The organism is Paenibacillus ehimensis NBRC 15659 (genome assembly GCF_004000785.1).
In the GTDB taxonomy this organism is placed as follows: Bacteria; Bacillota; Bacilli; order Paenibacillales; family NBRC-103111; genus Paenibacillus_G; species Paenibacillus_G ehimensis.
The window spans coordinates 143278-160362 of sequence record NZ_BILX01000006.1; the positions used below are offsets into that span (position 1 = coordinate 143278).

At 57.5% G+C, this 17085-nt stretch carries 15 protein-coding genes; 3 read left to right on the forward strand and 12 right to left on the reverse strand.

Annotation, left to right across the window (positions count from 1 at the left end; translation table 11 throughout):
* Positions 1–22: 22 nt before the first annotated feature.
* Positions 23–1210 carry a hypothetical protein gene (locus PEH01S_RS05870; RefSeq protein WP_025850081.1) on the reverse strand — a complete coding sequence of 396 codons (1188 nt, stop codon included), beginning with the start codon at positions 1208–1210 and terminating at the stop codon, positions 23–25.
* Positions 1211–1334: 124 nt separating this feature from the next.
* Positions 1335–2288 carry a DMT family transporter gene (locus PEH01S_RS05875; protein WP_164827690.1) on the reverse strand — a complete coding sequence of 318 codons (954 nt, stop codon included), beginning with the start codon at positions 2286–2288 and terminating at the stop codon, positions 1335–1337.
* Positions 2289–2403: 115 nt separating this feature from the next.
* Between PEH01S_RS05875 and pdxR the strand changes: the two genes are divergently transcribed.
* Both pdxR and PEH01S_RS05885 read left to right on the forward strand, forming a co-directional pair.
* Positions 2404–3840 carry a MocR-like pyridoxine biosynthesis transcription factor PdxR gene (gene pdxR, locus PEH01S_RS05880; RefSeq protein WP_127484239.1) on the forward strand — a complete coding sequence of 479 codons (1437 nt, stop codon included), beginning with the start codon at positions 2404–2406 and terminating at the stop codon, positions 3838–3840.
* Between the two features lie 107 nt (positions 3841–3947).
* On the forward strand, positions 3948–4307 hold the full coding sequence (locus PEH01S_RS05885) for a cupin domain-containing protein (protein ID WP_025850078.1): 360 nt from the start codon (positions 3948–3950) through the stop codon (positions 4305–4307).
* 166 nt (positions 4308–4473) lie between these two features.
* Here PEH01S_RS05885 and PEH01S_RS05890 read toward each other — a convergent pair whose 3' ends face one another.
* The 4 genes from PEH01S_RS05890 to asnB all read right to left on the reverse strand — a co-directional run bounded on the left by PEH01S_RS05890 (position 4474) and on the right by asnB (position 9410).
* A complete protein-coding gene (locus PEH01S_RS05890) occupies positions 4474–6147 on the reverse strand; it encodes a putative polysaccharide biosynthesis protein (protein WP_127484240.1) in 1674 nt (557 codons plus the stop codon).
* 25 nt (positions 6148–6172) lie between these two features.
* The gene (locus PEH01S_RS05895) at positions 6173–6652 is read right to left on the reverse strand and encodes a DUF456 domain-containing protein (protein WP_025850076.1); all 480 of its coding nucleotides are present in this window, start codon (positions 6650–6652) and stop codon (positions 6173–6175) included.
* 56 nt (positions 6653–6708) lie between these two features.
* Positions 6709–7452, reverse strand: coding sequence for a Cof-type HAD-IIB family hydrolase (locus PEH01S_RS05900; RefSeq protein ID WP_127484241.1), 744 nt, complete (start codon positions 7450–7452; stop codon positions 6709–6711).
* A gap of 86 nt (positions 7453–7538) precedes the next feature.
* Positions 7539–9410, reverse strand: a complete 1872-nt coding sequence (gene asnB, locus PEH01S_RS05905; protein WP_127484242.1) for an asparagine synthase (glutamine-hydrolyzing) — start codon at positions 9408–9410, stop codon at positions 7539–7541.
* 177 nt (positions 9411–9587) lie between these two features.
* Between asnB and PEH01S_RS05910 the strand changes: the two genes are divergently transcribed.
* A complete protein-coding gene (locus PEH01S_RS05910) occupies positions 9588–10436 on the forward strand; it encodes a sugar phosphate isomerase/epimerase family protein (protein ID WP_025850073.1) in 849 nt (282 codons plus the stop codon).
* A gap of 16 nt (positions 10437–10452) precedes the next feature.
* Here the strand turns inward: PEH01S_RS05910 and PEH01S_RS05915 are convergent, their stop codons facing one another.
* From PEH01S_RS05915 to PEH01S_RS05940, 6 genes are all read right to left on the reverse strand, one after another.
* Positions 10453–11328, reverse strand: coding sequence for a metal ABC transporter permease (locus tag PEH01S_RS05915; protein WP_025850072.1), 876 nt, complete (start codon positions 11326–11328; stop codon positions 10453–10455).
* On the reverse strand, positions 11325–12287 hold the full coding sequence (locus PEH01S_RS05920) for a metal ABC transporter permease (protein ID WP_127484243.1): 963 nt from the start codon (positions 12285–12287) through the stop codon (positions 11325–11327). Before PEH01S_RS05920 ends, PEH01S_RS05915 begins: the two co-directional genes overlap by 4 nt.
* Positions 12288–12292: 5 nt before the next feature.
* Entirely contained in the window at positions 12293–13060 is a 768-nt protein-coding gene (locus PEH01S_RS05925; RefSeq protein ID WP_025850070.1) for a metal ABC transporter ATP-binding protein, read from the reverse strand.
* Positions 13061–13113: 53 nt separating this feature from the next.
* Positions 13114–14049, reverse strand: coding sequence for a metal ABC transporter solute-binding protein, Zn/Mn family (locus PEH01S_RS05930; RefSeq protein WP_025850069.1), 936 nt, complete (start codon positions 14047–14049; stop codon positions 13114–13116).
* A gap of 184 nt (positions 14050–14233) precedes the next feature.
* Positions 14234–16300: a peptidoglycan D,D-transpeptidase FtsI family protein gene (locus PEH01S_RS05935; protein WP_025850068.1), complete on the reverse strand. Its 2067-nt coding sequence runs from the start codon at positions 16298–16300 to the stop codon at positions 14234–14236.
* A 41-nt stretch (positions 16301–16341) separates the two neighbouring features.
* Positions 16342–17064, reverse strand: a complete 723-nt coding sequence (locus PEH01S_RS05940) for an HAD-IA family hydrolase (RefSeq protein WP_025850067.1) — start codon at positions 17062–17064, stop codon at positions 16342–16344.
* Positions 17065–17085 lie beyond the last annotated feature (21 nt).

Here is a 17085-nt window from a genome sequence, read left to right on the forward strand (position 1 = left end):
GGCAGGCTCCGGCTGGCGCGGTCTACTGCTCCTGGAAGCCGTACCGCTGCGCCGCGCTCTCGTAGAGCCAGCCTCTGGCGACCTGCAGCGCCGTTTCGCGGTCGATCCAGCCCCGTTCCGTCTGCTCGTAGAGGAACTCGGCCATCAGCCGTTTGACAAGCGCGATTTTGCCGTAGCTCCATTCGATGCAGCGCGCGTCGGAGACGATAAGCGAGCTTTTGAGCGCCGGCAGCGCCTCCAGCCGATATTGCATCGCATCGCGGTATGTGCTGGCGCGGAAATTGAACCACCACTGCCCGCCCGTGTGCACATTGGGGAAATTCCACGCCGCTTGGACGATGTCCAGGTTATTCAGCTCCGAGGCGACCACCAATTCGAACGGAACCGCATACCGCTCAAACAAGCCGGACAGCTTGACGATCTTTAGCGGATCGTTGACCGGGGTCGCGGTGCCGCACCAGGACCGTTCCACGCCCACGAAGATTTGCATCATCAGCCCGTGACGCTCGGCCGCTTCACAGACCGCATGCAGAAGCATCATCAGGATCTGATCCTCCGTCGCTCCAGCTTTCAGCGAATACGAGCGGTTGGCGCTGGCCTCGAAAGCGGGCAGCGTCGTCATCACCCCCGGGCACCCCTGCTCCCGGTACGACGCGAACAGCTTGTCTATACTTTGCCGCGCCTCTTCGTACGCTTCCTCCGGCTGCGCCGACGCCGCGATGGCCCGGGTCCACTGCGGCAGCTTGCCGTCGATCCGCGGAAGCAGAATCGCATCGCGCTTCATGCCGGCAAACTTCGCATGGTCGGGGTGATTGACCACGAACGCGCGGACGTTCAGCTTGTCCGCCACCTGCTGCGCCCAGCCCGCCCTTTGAGCCGAAGCCCGCACCGCCTCATCGGCTTCGTAGACGGAGCGCTCGTCGCGAAGCTCAATCCCGTACAGCTGCTTGAAGATATGCGTGACGCTCCAGTTCATAAGCGTATTCCGCGTGGCGCGGTACGCCTTCATGAACGCTTCGATGCGTTCCTTCTCCGGCAGCTCCGCCGCGTCGGCAGGATATCCGCCCGCCTGCATTTCCCGGTTAAACCAGAAATAATGGGCGATGTCCCAGAAGCTCTGCGCACACAGCTTGTCCCCGACCAAATGGGTATGCGTATCCAGCGTTTCGATGCCTTCAACCTCCGCAATCCACGTTTCCCGTGCAATCATGACGGATCTCCCCTTCCTCCATCCCTTGATCTCTTTATCATACTATTTGTTGGGACAAGGGAGGATGGATTCATTTTGGAAGAGGCTGTATTTTTTTAAGGCTTGCCGCCCGGATATCCGGCAGTTACAACCCTTCGCTCGCAGTTCTTTCCCCGCCTCTCGCTCTTTTGTCCCAGGGCTTCACGGACAGCAGGACGGACGAAGCGACGATGAACAGGCCGCCCATGATTTGAAAAAACTTCAATGGCTCCGCCAGCCAGAGCATCGAAACGACGATCGTCACGAGCGGCTCCATGACGGACAGCGTGTTCGTTTCGGCGGGCTCCAGGTAATGAAGGCTCTCCAAATAAAACAAAAAGGCCAAGCATGTTCCGAACAAGACGATAAACAGCACGAGAATCCAGGAGATGACGTCCATGCCCTGCACGGCGGAATAGAAGCCTCCCGAGACAGGCAGCGCGTTAAACACGATCCCGCCGATCAGCATCCCCCAGCCGAGCACGAGCGTGCCGCCCCAGCGGCGGATGAGCGGAACCGGAAACAACGTATAGAAGGCGAACGCAACCGCCGTGGCGAGCCCCCAGCCGACGGCTTTGGGCGATAAGGATATTCCTTCCAAAGACCCGTTCGTGACCATGAAAAACAACCCGATGATACAGAGCGAAACCAGCACCGTCTCGATCCAGGTCGGCGGCTTCCGCTTCTTGAACGCCAGCACGATCATGACAACCGCCGGACTCAAAAATTGAAACAAGGTAGCCGTCACGGCATTGCCCGTTTCGACGGTGCTGATGAACGCGTACTGCAGCACCATGATCCCGCAGACCGAAAAAATAAGTAGTGACAGAACCATGCGAAGATCGGTCCAAACCTTCCATATATTCTGCTTTCTTCCCATGGCGATCAATAGGAGGATGACGCCCGATAGCATGAACCGGAATTGCAGAAGCGCCGGGGCCGACATTTTTTGATGGGAGAAGAGCCATTCCATCATGGGGGACGACAATCCCCAGCAGCCGGCACCGACGATAATGAGCGCCAGCCCGAGATTTCTTCCGCGATATGACTTTTTCAACATGCTGCTTATGTCCTTTCGTGTCTTCGTTTTTTCGATTATAATCATTATTTGAACGGATCATAAGCTTCAGTTTTATACAAAATGATGAGGTCAGTTTAGGGAAGGGGCATCGTTCATGGACATGTTCACGGTTCATTTGGATCCGGGGCGAAAGCAGCCTTTATACGATCAGCTCTATATGCACATTAAGCGGGAAATTGAGGCGGGGCATCTTTCCTACGGGACGAGGCTGCCGTCCAAGCGGAAGCTGGCCGGGTATTTGCGCATCAGTCAAAATACGCTCGAAGCCGCGTATCAGCAGCTCGTCGCGGAAGGCTACGTCGAAGCGGTCCCGAAGCGCGGATTTTTCGTCAGCAAGACGGACGAGGTGCTGCGGATCGGCGCGGAAACGCCGGTATCCACTGTACGAACGCCGTCAACGGACACGGAAGCCTTTGTTCCCCGGTACGATTTTTCGCCGACCAGCATCGATTTGGACGTGTTCCCTTTCAGCATATGGAAAAAGCTGGCTAAAGAAACAATTCAGTTCGAGCACAAGTCACTGCTGCAGCTTGGACATCCGCAAGGAGACGAAAGGCTTCGCTGCACGATTTCCCAATACCTGTACTACTCCCGCGGGGTGTCCTGCACCCCGGAGCAAATTATCGTCGGCGCCGGGACGGAGAGCTTGTTTCAGCTGCTGCTGCAAATTTTGGGCCGGGACAATTCGTTCGCCGTCGAGAATCCGGGGTATTACCGGATGTACCGCATTCTCCGAAGCTATGACATCGACGTTCAGCTGCTGCCGCTGGATGAAGAAGGCGTCGACGTTGCGCAGCTTGCGGACGGACGCTCGAACATCGTCTATACGACGCCCTCCCATCAGTTCCCGATGGGCATGGTCATGCCGGTCAACCGCCGGATGCGGCTGCTCCAGTGGGTTAACGAGCAGGAAGGCCGGTATATCATCGAGGACGATTACGACAGCGAATTCCGCTACAGCGGCAAGCCGATCCCTTCGCTGCACGGGATGGATTCGAGCGGCAAAGTGATCTATATCGGCACGCTGTCGAAGCCGTTGTCCCCATCGCTGCGCATCAGCTATATGGTGCTGCCCGGCCGGCTTTTGGAGATATACCGCACGCATTACATTTCATATGCCTCGACCGTTTCGCGCATCGATCAGCACGTGCTGTACCGGTTTATCAAGGAAGGGTATTTCGAGAAGCACTTGAACAAGATGCGCCGCATTTACAAAAGAAAAAGAGACCGGCTTGTGGCGGCGGTACGCAGGTTCCCTCAGCCGATCGATATTATCGGAGAAAACGCCGGCCTGCACCTGCTCCTGAAGGTACGCAACGGCTTGAGCGAGGAAGAACTCGTGTCCCGCGCGAAGGAGGCGGGCGTCAAGGTGTACGGCATCTCCGGCTATTGCTTCGAGCCCGTGCCCGAAGGATCGGACCCGGTCATCCTGCTCGGCTTCGCCGGGCTATCCGAGGAAGACATCGACGCTGCGGCGAGGATCTTGGAGCAAGCTTGGTTTGCCATAGAGCCTCCATCGAACAAAGCATAAAAGATTCCATGTCTTTCTTAAATTCTTCAATACCCATCGCAACCCGAATCGGATATGATCATTACGGAATTCACCCTTTTTCCCAAAAAACGGAGGGATGACCGCTAATGAAAAGATACCGTTTAAGCGAGCTGCAGGACGCCCGAGAAGGGCATATTTTGAATCAAGTGCTGCCGGGCGACTATGTATCCTCGGGCGGACTGGCGTTCAGCAAGCCGGGCGAGCGCAGCCACACGAACGACGGGCCGGACGGCCGGGATTATCATGTCCATGCGGACTGTGAAGCGTTCCTGATCGTACAGGGCCGCGGAACGATGGAGATCGACCAAACGTTCCACCCGGTAGCCGTTGGCGATATTATCGTCGTGGAGCCGGGAGAAGATCATCACCTTCACTCCAGCATCGAAGACCCGATCGTCACCCTCTGGTGTCATGCCGGCCCCGTACGGCACAAAAATCAGCAGTAGCGAGCGGCGAAACGTCCTCTGGGAGCGGTGCTGCCAAGCTGAAATGCAGCACTTTTTTTCATCGAGGCCGCTTCCTGACAACGAATAGCCCCGAACCTCCGCAGCAGCATCTGCTTGGAAGGTTCGGGGCTATTTTCACAATCGTCTGCCAGCGCGGCCGCGTCGCTTAGCGCTTTTCTTGCTGTGTCGTGCGGCCAAGTCGGGCGAGCAGCGGCTTCGCCAGCTTCCGGAGCGGTCCGGGCAAATGCTGCAAATCGTGCAGCGTCATGACCCGCGTCAGGAAAAGCAGGACAGGGTAAGCCGCGCCGGTGATCGCACAGATGATCAAGGCTTGCGCCATCTCGTTCAAGCGTTCGATGCCGGACGGATGGACGTAAGCAACACACAGCCGCTCCAATCCATAGCCGATCAGACAGATCAGCGCCGTCGTCACCGCGAGCGACAGCCAGCGGCGCAGGCCGAACACCCGGAACGGCACGGCAGTCCGCAGCACCGCCAGGTTGAGCCACGTCATCACAATGAAGCACAGGGCGGTAGCGGCAATGATGCCGTAGATGCCCCAGTACGGAGCCAGCACGTAGCTGCCCGCCAGCTTGACCGCAATGCCAAGGATTACGCTTAGCACAAGCGGCCTCATGCGGCCCATTCCCATCAGCACCGCGCCCGAGGTCTGCATGACGATCTGGAACATCGCGCTGACGGTGAGCAAGGTGATGATTGGAGCGGCATACGTATCGACAATCGGCGAGCCGGTCGTATTTCCGAAAATAAATCCGTTAATCGGACGGGCCGCCAAACTGATGAGCAGCACCATCGGCAGGCCGGAAAGAATCGATAATTGCAGTACCTTGGCCGTTTGATCGGATACCTGCTTCATGTCCCTTTGCGAATACGCCGACGAAATAATCGGTACGACCGATTGGCTTAGCGCGACGGCGAGGATGATCGGAATGCCTGCCAGCGATTGCGCCCGGCCGGTCAAGATCCCGAGGATTTCCCGAGCAGCCTCCTCACCGAGCCGATCTTTAAGCAGCAGAGTGACGATCGACGAATCGATCGTATAAATCAGCGTGACGGTCATCGAGAAAATGACGATCGGCACGGACAGCTTGAACAGCTGCGCATAGATCGCTTTGAACGTCAGCGGTGCGGCGCCCGCGCTCTCTGCAGCTGCGTCAGCGCCCTCCGCGGACCGTTCGCGGCGGTCGCTTTGCTTCAGCCGCATCGCATAGTACAGCATCACGGCTGCTGCCGCGATGCTGCCTACCACGCCGCCGAACGATGCGCCGGCGACGGCATAGTCCAAGCTGTGGCTGAGCAGCAAATAGGCAAGCGCCACCGAGGTGACGACGCGGAACAACTGTTCGATGATTTGCGACATGCCGTTCGGCATCATCATCCGGCGTCCCTGGAAGTAACCGCGCATGATGGCGATCAGCGGGAACAGCAGAAGCGCCGGGGCGATGGCTTGGATCGGCAGCGTCGCCTGCGGGTTGAGGATGCTGTCGGCAAAATACGGCGCTGCGGCGTACAGCAGTACGGTCATCAGCACACCCGCGCAGACGGCAAACCACAGCGCCGCCTTGTAGATCCGATCCGCCTCCGCGTGCCGGCCGAGCGCGGTCTTCTCGGAGATCATCTTGCTGAGCGCGCTCGGAATGCCTGCGGTGGCGACGACGAGCAGCACGGAGTACAGGTTGAAGGCGATGCCGTAGGCCGCCATGCCGATATCGCCGAGCAAATAAACGAGCGGGATGCGCTGCACCACGCCGAGCGCCCGGGCGACGAACGCCGCCAAGGTTAAGATCAGCGTTCCTTTGACTAATGAATCTTTGGACAAAACGTTCCCTTCTTCCCTTAATGCCTTACACGACCCAGATGATAAACAGCACGATCATCAGAAGCTGCAGCACGAATTTAACGACGAGCCCCGAGAAAAAGCCGACCAACGCCCCGATTCCCGCCCGCACGGCTTGACGGAATTCCGTTCCGACGATCAGCTCGCCCACGACGGCGCCGATAAACGGACCGATCAGCAGCCCGGCGACCGGGATCACGAACGGTCCGATCAACAGCCCGATCGTGCTGCCGATGACGGATGCCCGCTTGCCGCCGAACTTTTTGACGCCAAGCGCACTGACGGCATAATCGGCTATCATTAGAACGGCCACAATTGTCGTTTGAACGAGCCAGAACCAAACTCCGAACGGCTCGAAGCCGATCATGAAGCCATAGACGAAGAACGCCGCATAAATGGCGAGCGCTCCCGGCAGCACCGGGTATACCGCCCCGGCCATGCCGATGAGAAACAGAACAACGATGATGATCCATGCGGCGATGAGCATAGATTGATGCCTCCCTTTTCAACTGCCATGCCTGCTTTGCCGGATGGCACGTTCCGCTATTTCAGCGCATATTCCCTGATAATTTGGGCGACGCCGTGCTCTTCGTTCGTCCCGGTCACCGTATCGGCCAGCCGCTTGACTTCCTCCTGCGCATTCCCCATCGCCACACCGAGTCCCGCTTCGCGGATCATGGCGACATCGTTCAAGCTGTCGCCCATGGCGATCACCTGCGACATCTCGATTCCAAGCATAGCGCATACTTGTCTCAGTCCGCTGGCTTTGCTGATTCCTTTCGGGTTCACCTCGATATTAAACGGATGGGAATTGGTGATTTCCAGCTTCCCCCACGATTCCAGCTCCCGGCGGATGGCAGCGAGGCTTTCTGCGTTTTCGATATAGTAGCCGAACTTCAGCCACTGCTGCGCATCGATCTCCGCTTCGGGCAGCCAATGCTCTTTGTTGTAGATCTCCTTGACGCAATAAGCCCAAAACCAAGTATCGTAATGGACCGCGAGCGCATGCATGCGGCGGATCAGCTCCGTGTCCAACGTATGGCGCTCAAGCAGCTCGCCCGGCGCTTTCCATACTTCGCTGCCGTTCACCGTGACGAGCGGCGATTTCAGACCGAGCTCCTCCGCGTAAGCCTGACAGTTCTGAATGCCCCGCCCGGTCGAAAAGACGACCGTTACCCCGGCGTCCTGCGCCGCCAGAATGGCCGCGCGGTTTTCCTCCGAAATCGTCTTTTCTTCCGTCAGCAATGTGCCGTCCAGGTCCAACGCTACCATTTTGAATCGACTCATGTTCGCTTCTCTCCCTTTTCGTCCGTTCCTTGGAGCGCGCACCTGCCGCGGTCTGCGGCCGCACGCGCTCCCCTGCGGACCTTAGCTTATTGAGCGTGCGCGAGCGTTCGGGCCGGCATCTCCATGTAGGCCGCATGCCAAAGCGCAAACATATAAATCGTCCAAATGCGCCGGGCATAATCGCCCTTGCCGCTCTGATGGTTTCCGAGCATCGCCCTTACCGTATCCATCCGGATGTAATTGTCGATGCCGCTTGCCGCAATTTGTTCCATCACGACGTTTCCTTGCGGACCCTTCAGCCATTCGCGCATCGGCACCGGAAAGCCGAGCTTCGGCCGGTTCAAAATAAAGTCCGGGATAATGCCTTCCATCGCTTTGCGGAACACATATTTGGTCGTGCCCTCCGCAATCCGGTATTTGGCCGGAATCCGCCGGGCCGCCTCGTACACCTCCACGTCGAGGAACGGCACGCGCAGCTCCAGCGAATGCGCCATCGTCATTTTGTCCGCCTTCATCAAGATGTCGCCGGGCATCCACAGGTTCATGTCGATATACTGCATCCGGGACACGGGGTCCAGATGCTTGCTTTTATCGTAAAACGTTTTGGCGATGTCGAACGGATTGCGGTACCGGCTCAGCAGCTCGCGGTCGGCGCGCACGATTTCGGCCTTCATATCTTCGGTGAAAATTTTGGCGTTGCCGAGGAACCGCCGCTCCAGCGGCGTCGTACCGCGCAGCACGTAATTGCGGCCGTAAACGCCGTCCGGCAGCAGCCGGGCCAGCGCATGCAGCAGCCGCTTCACGCCGTGCGGCAGCCGCTCGACCGGCGCGAGCGACTGCGGCTCGCAGTAGATCCGGTACCCGCCGAACAGCTCGTCCGCTCCTTCGCCGGACAATACAACGGTCACATGCTCGCGCGCAAGCTGCGCCACATGGTATAGCGCAATCGCCGAAGGATCGGCCACCGGCTCGTCCTGATGCCAGGCGGCTTTCGCCAGGGTGCCGAAGTAATCTTCCTTCGTGATGATTTTATCGTAATGCTCGGTGCCGAGCGCCTGCGCGGTCTGACGCGCGATGACGGTCTCGTTGTTGGCCCCCTCGAAGCCGACGGAGAACGTGCGGATCGATTCGATCTGGCGCATATGCGCCGCAATCGCCGTCGAGTCGATGCCGCTGGATAAGAAGCAGCCCCGCTCTACATCACTCTGCATATGGTGAACGACCGAATCCTTGAGCACCTCGCGGATCCGCTCGACACATTCGTCAAACGGCCGCTCCTCCGGCTCCAGCATCGGGTCCCAGTATCGCTTGACCGACAGTCCGCCATCATACGTTACGGTAACGGTATGTCCCGGCGGCAGCTTATGTATGCCTTGAAACATCGTTGTCGGCTCCGGCACGTATTGGAACGTCAAGTAGTTCAGCAGACTTTCCGTATGAATCGTCCGGGCGACTCCGACGGCCAGAATGCTTTTGATTTCCGAGCCGAACAGAAATTGGCCGTCGTCGTGGTAATAGTAAAACGGCTTGATGCCGAAATGGTCCCGCGCGCCGAACAGCAGCTTTTTCCGGCGGTCCCAGATGACGAACCCGAACATCCCGCGAAGCTGCTTCACGCATTCTTCCCCGTACTCCTCGTACAGGTGCACGATGACTTCGGTGTCCGAATGGGTTTTGAACTGATGTCCTTTCGCCTGAAGCGTATTGCGCAAATATTTATAGTTATAAATCTCGCCGTTGAACGCAATCCATACCGTTTCGTCTTCGTTGGCGAGCGGCTGATGGCCTTCCTGCAAATCGATGATGGACAAGCGGCGGAAGCCGAGTCCGATGCGGTTCTCACTCCAAAATCCAAAATCGTCCGGTCCCCGATGCACGATACAGTCGGTCATGCTCTTCAGTATGGACGGGGAAGGCTCGCGGTCTTCAAAATACATGACGCCGGTGATCCCGCACATTGTTTTTCCTCCTCAAGCGCTAAAAAATAGTCCGATACAACAGTATACCATATTCGTACGGATTTCAGGAAATGGAGGTTTCCTGAAAAAATCATGTCGCTTTTTCCGAGTAGACAGCCTGCGGAGCGGCGGTTTATGATGTGGGCGGATAGACCTTGTTGAAGGAGAGGACGACGGATGATCAAAGGATTGACTAGAGCAGGCATCGGCGAGGCCGGGACGATCCGCGAGTTCGCGGAGCTCGCTTCCCGCTTCGGGTTCGGCGCGGTCGACGCGCACGGCCAAGAGCTGGAGGATTGGATCGCGGCGGCAGGCTTGGAGCAGGCGAGAGCCTTTTTGGAGGAGAAGCAAGTGCGCATCGGCGCGATCGGACTTGCCGCGGAATGGCGGCAAACCGAGGAAGCGTTCCGGGACGGCTTGCCCCGGCTCGCAGCGGAAGCGGCGGCGGCCAGCAAGCTCGGCGGCACCGCCTGCTGCACGTACGTGCTGCCGTCGACGGACGAGAACCCCGCGCGCTTCATGGCCGTCGCCACCCGGCGGCTGCGCCTTTGCGCGGACATTTTGGAGGCGTACGGCATCCGGCTCGGGCTGGAGTTCGTCGGTCCGCATCATCTGCGCACGCGATGGAAGCACCCTTTTCTATGGGATGCGGAGAGCACGCTGGAGTGGATCGATACGATCGGCAAACGCAATGTTGGCCTGCTGTTCGACGCCTATCACTGGTACACGACGGGAGGCACGGCGGCCGATATCGCCAAGCTGCGCGCCGATCAGATCGTGCATGTCCATATCAACGACGCCAAGGACGTTCCGGTCGCCGAGGTGCTGGACAACGACCGGGTGTATCCGGGCGAGGGCGTCATCGACTTGACGACGTTCCTGCAAGGGCTGCAGCGTATCGGCTATACCGGCGTCGTGGCGCAGGAGATTTTGACGCCGCAGCCGCCGGCGGAAACCGCCGAAGCGTTGGCGGCACGTTCGCAGCAGGCGTTTAAGCGCGTATACGAAAAAGCCGGGCTCGCGTAAGCCCGGCTTTTCCCTTTTACACAACAGCGGCCTGCTTCCGTCTGAATTTCCGCCAGATGACGCCGTGAGTCGGCGAGAACAGCAGCGCCAGGATGAACAGCACGCCCGCGGCGACGATCATGCAGCCGGCGATCGAAGCGTCCAGCAGCACGGCGGCGAGATAGCCGAGCACGGCGCTCAGCACGCCGACTCCCATGCTGTAAAGGATCATGCGGCTGAGCTTCTCCGTAAGCAGGTACGCCGTGGCGGCCGGCACGACCAGCATGCCAACGACCAGAATGGCGCCTACGCTTTCGAACGAGGCTACCGTCGTCATGGAGACCAGCCCCATCAGCAGGTAGTGGAACAGCGCGACCGGAATGCCTACCGCAGCAGCCATGGCCGGGTCGAACGCGCATATTTTGAATTGCTTGTAAAACAGTCCGATGATGAGAGCGCTGAGCGCCAGCACGATGCCGAGGCCCCAGACCGCCTTCGGACCGATATCGATCCCGTTCCACTCCACCGTTTCCCACGGCACATGAATGATTTCCCCGTACAGCACGCAATCCAAATCGAGGTCCACCTGCCGCGTATACAAACTGACCAAGACGACACCTACGGCGAACAAGGCGGTAAATACGACACCGATGGAGGCGTCGGATTGTACGCCGCTCTGATGAAACCATTGGATCAGAAACACCGTCACGAGACCGATCACCGACGCTCCCAGCATCATCCACAGCGAATCCCGCGAGCCGCTGAACAGAAACGCCAGCACAATGCCCGGCAGCACCGAGTGGCTGATCGCGTCCCCGATCATCGCCATTTTCCGCAGAACGAGGAAGCAGCCGAGCAGGCTGCAGGAGCAAGCCACAAGCGCAGCCGTCAGCAGGATCCAAAAGTCGTTCATGCCTGCCCCTCCTTCCGAAGCGGTTCTCCTGCCGAACCGATGCCGTGCAACTGGGGCCGAAGCTCCCGCTCGTTTAGCACGCTCCGTTTGACGGCTATCCGTTCCAGCAATTTGGCCAGCAGCCCCCGGCGCGGCGCGAACAGCACCGACACGACGAAGAAAAGGGTCGCGGCCAGCACCGTAAGCGGCCCGGTCGGCATATTGTTCGCCATGCCGCTAAGCAGGGTGCCGAAGAAGCCGCTCAGCGCTCCGAAGACGCCCGAGAGCGCCACCATGACGCCCAGCTTCTCGGTCCAATACCGGGCCGAGACGGCCGGCGTAATGAGCAGCGCCGACATCAGCACGACGCCTACGGCCTGAATGCCGACGACCACGGCCACCACGATCAGGAACATCATGAATTGATCGAGAAAAGCGACCGGCAGCCCGATCCCTTTGGCAAAGCCCGGGTCGAAGCTGAGCAGCTTGAACTCCTTGAACAGCAAGGCGCAAACCATTGTCAGCAGCAGCGCCACAACCGCCATCGTGATGACATCCGAGAGCACCATGGACGCAGCCTGCCCGAACAAAAACTTGTCGAGACCGCTCTGGTTGCCGCTCCCGCCATGCTGAATTTTGGTCAGCAGCACGATGCCGAGTCCGAAAAATACCGACAGCACGATGCCAAGCGCCGTATCCTGCTTGATCCGGGAGTTGCGCGTGACATAGCCGATCCCGAAGGTAGCGGCCAGTCCGGCGACGATCGCGCCGAGCAGAAAGAAAAAGATCGATTTCGAGCCGGTGAGCATAAAAGCGATGCACACGCCCGGCAGCGCCGCATGCGCAAGCGCGTCGCCCATCAGGCTCTGCTTGCGCAAATAAGCGAAGCTTCCGAGCACGCCGCTGCTCAGTCCGAGCAGCATGCTCCCCATCAATATCCACTGCGCGTTCGGATCGCGGAACAATTCCAGCCATGCCATGCCGCTCACCTCGCGTTCACGACGAGCGCGCCTTCGTGCTGATCCAAAAACGCCAGCCGCCCGCCGTAGGTTTGTTGAAGATTGTCCCGCGTAAATACTTCTTCCGCAGGTCCGATGCCCTGAAGCTCCACATTCAGCAGGATAACCCAATCGAAATATTGCTTCACGGTCGCAAGATCATGGTGCACGACCAGAACAGTCTTGCCCTGCTCCCGAAGCTCGCCGAGCAGCGTGACGATCGCTTTCTCCGTCGCCGCATCGACGCCGACGAACGGTTCGTCCATAAAATACAGCTTCGCGTCCTGCGCCAGCGCCCGGGCCAAAAACACGCGCTGCTGCTGTCCGCCGGACAGCTGGCTGATCTGTCTGTCGGCGAAGTTGGCCATGCCTACTTTGGATAGGCAATCCATCGCAATCTCCCGTTCTTTGGCGCCTGGCCGCTTGAACCAGCCTAAATGACCATACCGTCCCATCATCACCACATCAAGAGCGCTTGTCGGAAAATCCCAATCCACCGATTCCCGCTGAGGCACGTAGCCGATGAGCTTCCGCTGCTCGGCGTAAGGCTTGCCGTAGATCGAAACTTCCCCGGTGACGCTGGGAATGAGTCCGAGCACCGCTTTGATCAGCGTCGATTTGCCGGCACCGTTCGGCCCGACAATGCCGATCAATTTTCCTTCCGGCACCTGAAGCGATATATCGCGGAGGACCGGCTTCTTCTGGTAAGCTACGGTCATGCCTAGTATGGATAACGGTATCCGTTGTTCTTTCATTGGTCCCACTCCCCTTTTCGTTCGTCCGTTTCCCGCCCTCTCCGCCGGGACTCTTACTTCAACGCTTGAACGATCGTATTAATGTTATGCCGCACCATGCCGATATAGTTTCCTTCCGGCGTGCCTTCTTCCCCCATGGCGTCGGAGAAGAGCTCGCCGCCGATTTGAATCTCGTGTCCTTGCTTCTTGGCCCCTTCGATGACGGCCTCGATCGATTTTTTCGGGACGCTCGATTCGACGAAAACCGCCTTAATCTTGTTCGCTACGAGGAAGTCGCGCAGGTCGCTGACGTCCTTGGAGCCGTACTCCGAAGCGGTGCTGATGCCTTGAAGTCCCATCACTTTGATGCCGTAAGCATCCCCGAAATAACCGAACGCGTCATGCGCCGTAACGAGTACGCGCTGCTTTTCCGGAATAGAGGCGATCTGCTCCTTCGCGTACTGATGCAGCTCCTCCAATTGCTTGATGTACGCCTCCGCGTTTTTCTTGTAATCCGCAGCATTCGCCGCATCATGCTTGCTGAGCTCGTCGCGCACCGTCTCGGTAGCGCTGATCCAGTGCTTGACGTCGAACCAGACGTGAGGATCGTGCGCTCCGGTTCCGTCCTCCATGCCGCGAAGCTTCGACTCCGGAATATTTTTCGTCACCGCCACGGTCGGCTTCGTTTTCTCCATTTTCTCGAAGACGTCGGTCATTTTGCCTTCCAAATGAAGCCCGTTATAGAAAATAATATCTGCCCGATCCAGCTTTTTCAGGTCTCCTTGGGAGGCTTTGTATAAGTGCGGGTCGACGCCCGCCTTCATCAAGCCGGTCACCTCCACGTGCGCTCCCCCAACCTGCTTGACAATGTCGGCGATCATTCCGATCGTGGCCGTTACCTTCACTTTGCCGGATGCCGCGTTCTCTTTAGGAGCTCCGCACGCCGCGAGCGATAAGGCAAGTGCGAGGAACATGATCGTCATAATAAATCGCTTGAACGAAGACGACAGCCTCGGTTTTGTTTTTACGTTTTTCAAAGTACCCCTCTCCCATCTTTATAAATAAGTTGTATTAGCCCATTTTTATTTCCCTAATGACTATATGTTTATAATATACAAATATGTTGACTCAGTGCAACATTTTTTTTATAAAAAAAGAAATCCCCTCTTTCGCGAGGAGATTTCCGGTGCTGCGTTATGGCGTTTTGGTTGTCGTCGGAGGCCCTTTCGGTTTTCCGTCCAACCCGTAATATTGATCGTAAGCGTCGAATATTTTACGTGCAATGGGCGCCGCTCCGTAGGAGCCGAATCCGCCCTCCGGGACGACGACGGCGACGGCAAGCTTCGGATTTTCCGCAGGCGCGAAGGCGATAAACACGGCGTTGTCGATTTCTTTGCCGCCGGCCACCCTTTGCGTGGAGGTCCCTGTTTTTCTGGCGACCGTGTACGGAAAATCGTCAAAGCCTTGAATGCCGACCTGCAGCATACCCTTGATCACGGCATCCCAATAAGCTTTCGGGAAATCGGTCTGATCCAGCACGACGGGTTCAAACTTCTTGACAATCTGGCCTTTGTCGTACGTCTCGATCCGGTCCACGAGCAAAGGCTGAAGCCGTTTGCCCCGGGACGCCAGCGTTGTCGTATACTGCGCCAGTTGAAGCGTCGTGTACTTCTCGTTCTGCCCCCAGGAGGCGAATACCATCCGGGATTGAACGGTCTCTTTCGTATTGGTCTTGTACTCGCTGATTCCTGCGCTTTCCCGCGGCAGACCGCTGCCGGTAAGCACGCCCAGGCCGAATTTGGCCAAATACTGGTCCCAAATTTCTACAGCTTTGTTAGGGTTACGCGTGTACAACGCGTTGCCGATTAAAGCGGACATGAACGTGTTCGACGAGTGTTTGATCGCCATTGTGGCATTGATCGGCCCAAAGGCTACTCTGCCGGAGTTCGTCAGTCTGGAGCTGTTGTCTTTTCCATACGTAAATACGCCGGTATCGGTATAGGTCGTACTGGTCGTAAATAATCCCTCGTTGAGCCCGATCAATACCGATAGCGGTTTGATGACGGAGCCCATATACACGATGGACGTAGGATGATATTTTTGTTCGTCCTCCGGATAGTCCGGATACGCCGTCGTAATCGTGCCGTTGTTGATTTTGGTCTGCACCTGCTTATAATCGGCATCCGAGAACGGATTGCTCCAGAAGGTCGGATCGTAATCCGGCATACTGGCCATCGCCACGACCTTGCCCGTCTCGACCTCCATCGCCACGGCATAGCCGGCGACGGCGTTGACTCCTTTGTTCGCGTACGGGTTGGAGCGGTAAGCCGGACTTTTCAGCGTTACCAGATGGTCCATGATTGCCTTTTCAGTGGCAAGCTGGACGTTCTTGTCGACGGTCAGGAACAGGTTGTTTCCCTTCTCCGGCGGGATGACCGGGGGCGCTTCCGCGCTGCCGATAATTTTCTGCAAGGCATTGACCGGATACGATTTCACGCCGTTTTTGCCGCGCAGCTCTTCCTGATACATCAGTTCAATGCCGTCATAACCGACATATTCCCGGTCCAGGTACCCTTCCGTTTTCGTTTTGTCCTTATAAAATTCGAGCCCGTTCTTCGCTTCTCTCGCCGTCGAGAACGGCCGCATGTACCCGACAAGCTGCACCGCAACCGTATTCTCGCGGTCGTACGTACGAAGGCTCTCCTCCATGATCTCGATCCACTTCAGCTCGTCGCGGTGCTCCAAAATAAACGCCATTTCCGCTTGCGTCAAATCGGTCTTGATCCGCCGCGGGACCGAGTAATAGCTCGGCTTTTTGGCCGTGTCTTGCAGATTCAGATCGAAGCCGACATCCATTTCCTTGATGATTTCCTCCGCGGTCGGCTGCTTCACGTCCTTGTTGCCGTATTGCGTGAAAATGTCCGCCAAGCGTTTGGCCAAGGCGACCACTTGATCCTTGGGCTGGTCCTGCTCGATGCGGAAGTAAAGCGACTGCGTCGACGTCGTGTATGCGATCGGAGCGCCGTTGCGGTCGAAAATATTGCCGCGAATCGGCGGGATCGGCGTATCGGCGTTGTTAATCTTGTCTTTTTCCGCCGACAACTCTTTGCCTTCGACAAACTGCAGCATCGCCAGCCGCACGATAAGCACGGAAAACAAGAAAAACGTAAAGAAAAAGAACAAGTTGATCCGGGTCGTAAAATGACGGCGCTGGCTTCCGTCCTGCTTGCTTGAGTCGTCCATGCCGATAGGTTTCTTCATGTTGCTTGCGGCTCCTTTCTTCCAAAAATGGTTCCCCTATGCTACTTCACGTCCCGCAGCAGCTCGCGCAGGGAAAGAATGCCGTCCCCGGTATGATAATCGTATCGTTTGATTTTGACGGCATCGATGCCGACTTGAGCAGGGGCCCAAATGTCATTGCGCTCGTGGTCCCCGATGTACAGAACTTCCTCCGGCGCCAGCTTGGCGCGCTCCAGCGCCAGACGGAAAATCGCCGGGTCCGGCTTCTCCAGACCGACCTCCGTGGAGACGATCACCGGATCGAAATGATGCAGGATACCCTTGTATTCCAAAATCGAGCGCAGGGTCGGCGCAAAGTTGGAGATGATGCCGAGCCGCAGCCCCTTCTCCTTAAAAGCCGGAAGGCTTTCCTCCACATCTTCGAACAGCGCATACTGCTGCGGGGCCGTGAATAAGTCGTAGAGCTCGTGGCAGCAGACGTGAATCTGCTCTTCCGTCCACTTTTCCTCTTCGACGCCCAGTTTTTTTAGAATATAATCGTACAGCTTCATCCAGAAGGCCCGGTCCGATTCCGGCGTACAAGCTTCAAACGGGTCAAGCTGCTTCCCATAATAAAATAAACGAAAAGCTTCGGTAAAAAGTTCCCCGATTTGCTCTTGTCCCCGATGAAAAGACCGGCTCGCCAAAAACTGCTGCATGATGACCCGAGCCGCCGGAATCGTCATCAGCGTATCGCCGACATCGAAAAATATCGCTTTATATTGTGTTAACGGTTTGCGCAGCAATAATGAACCCACCTTTTCAAA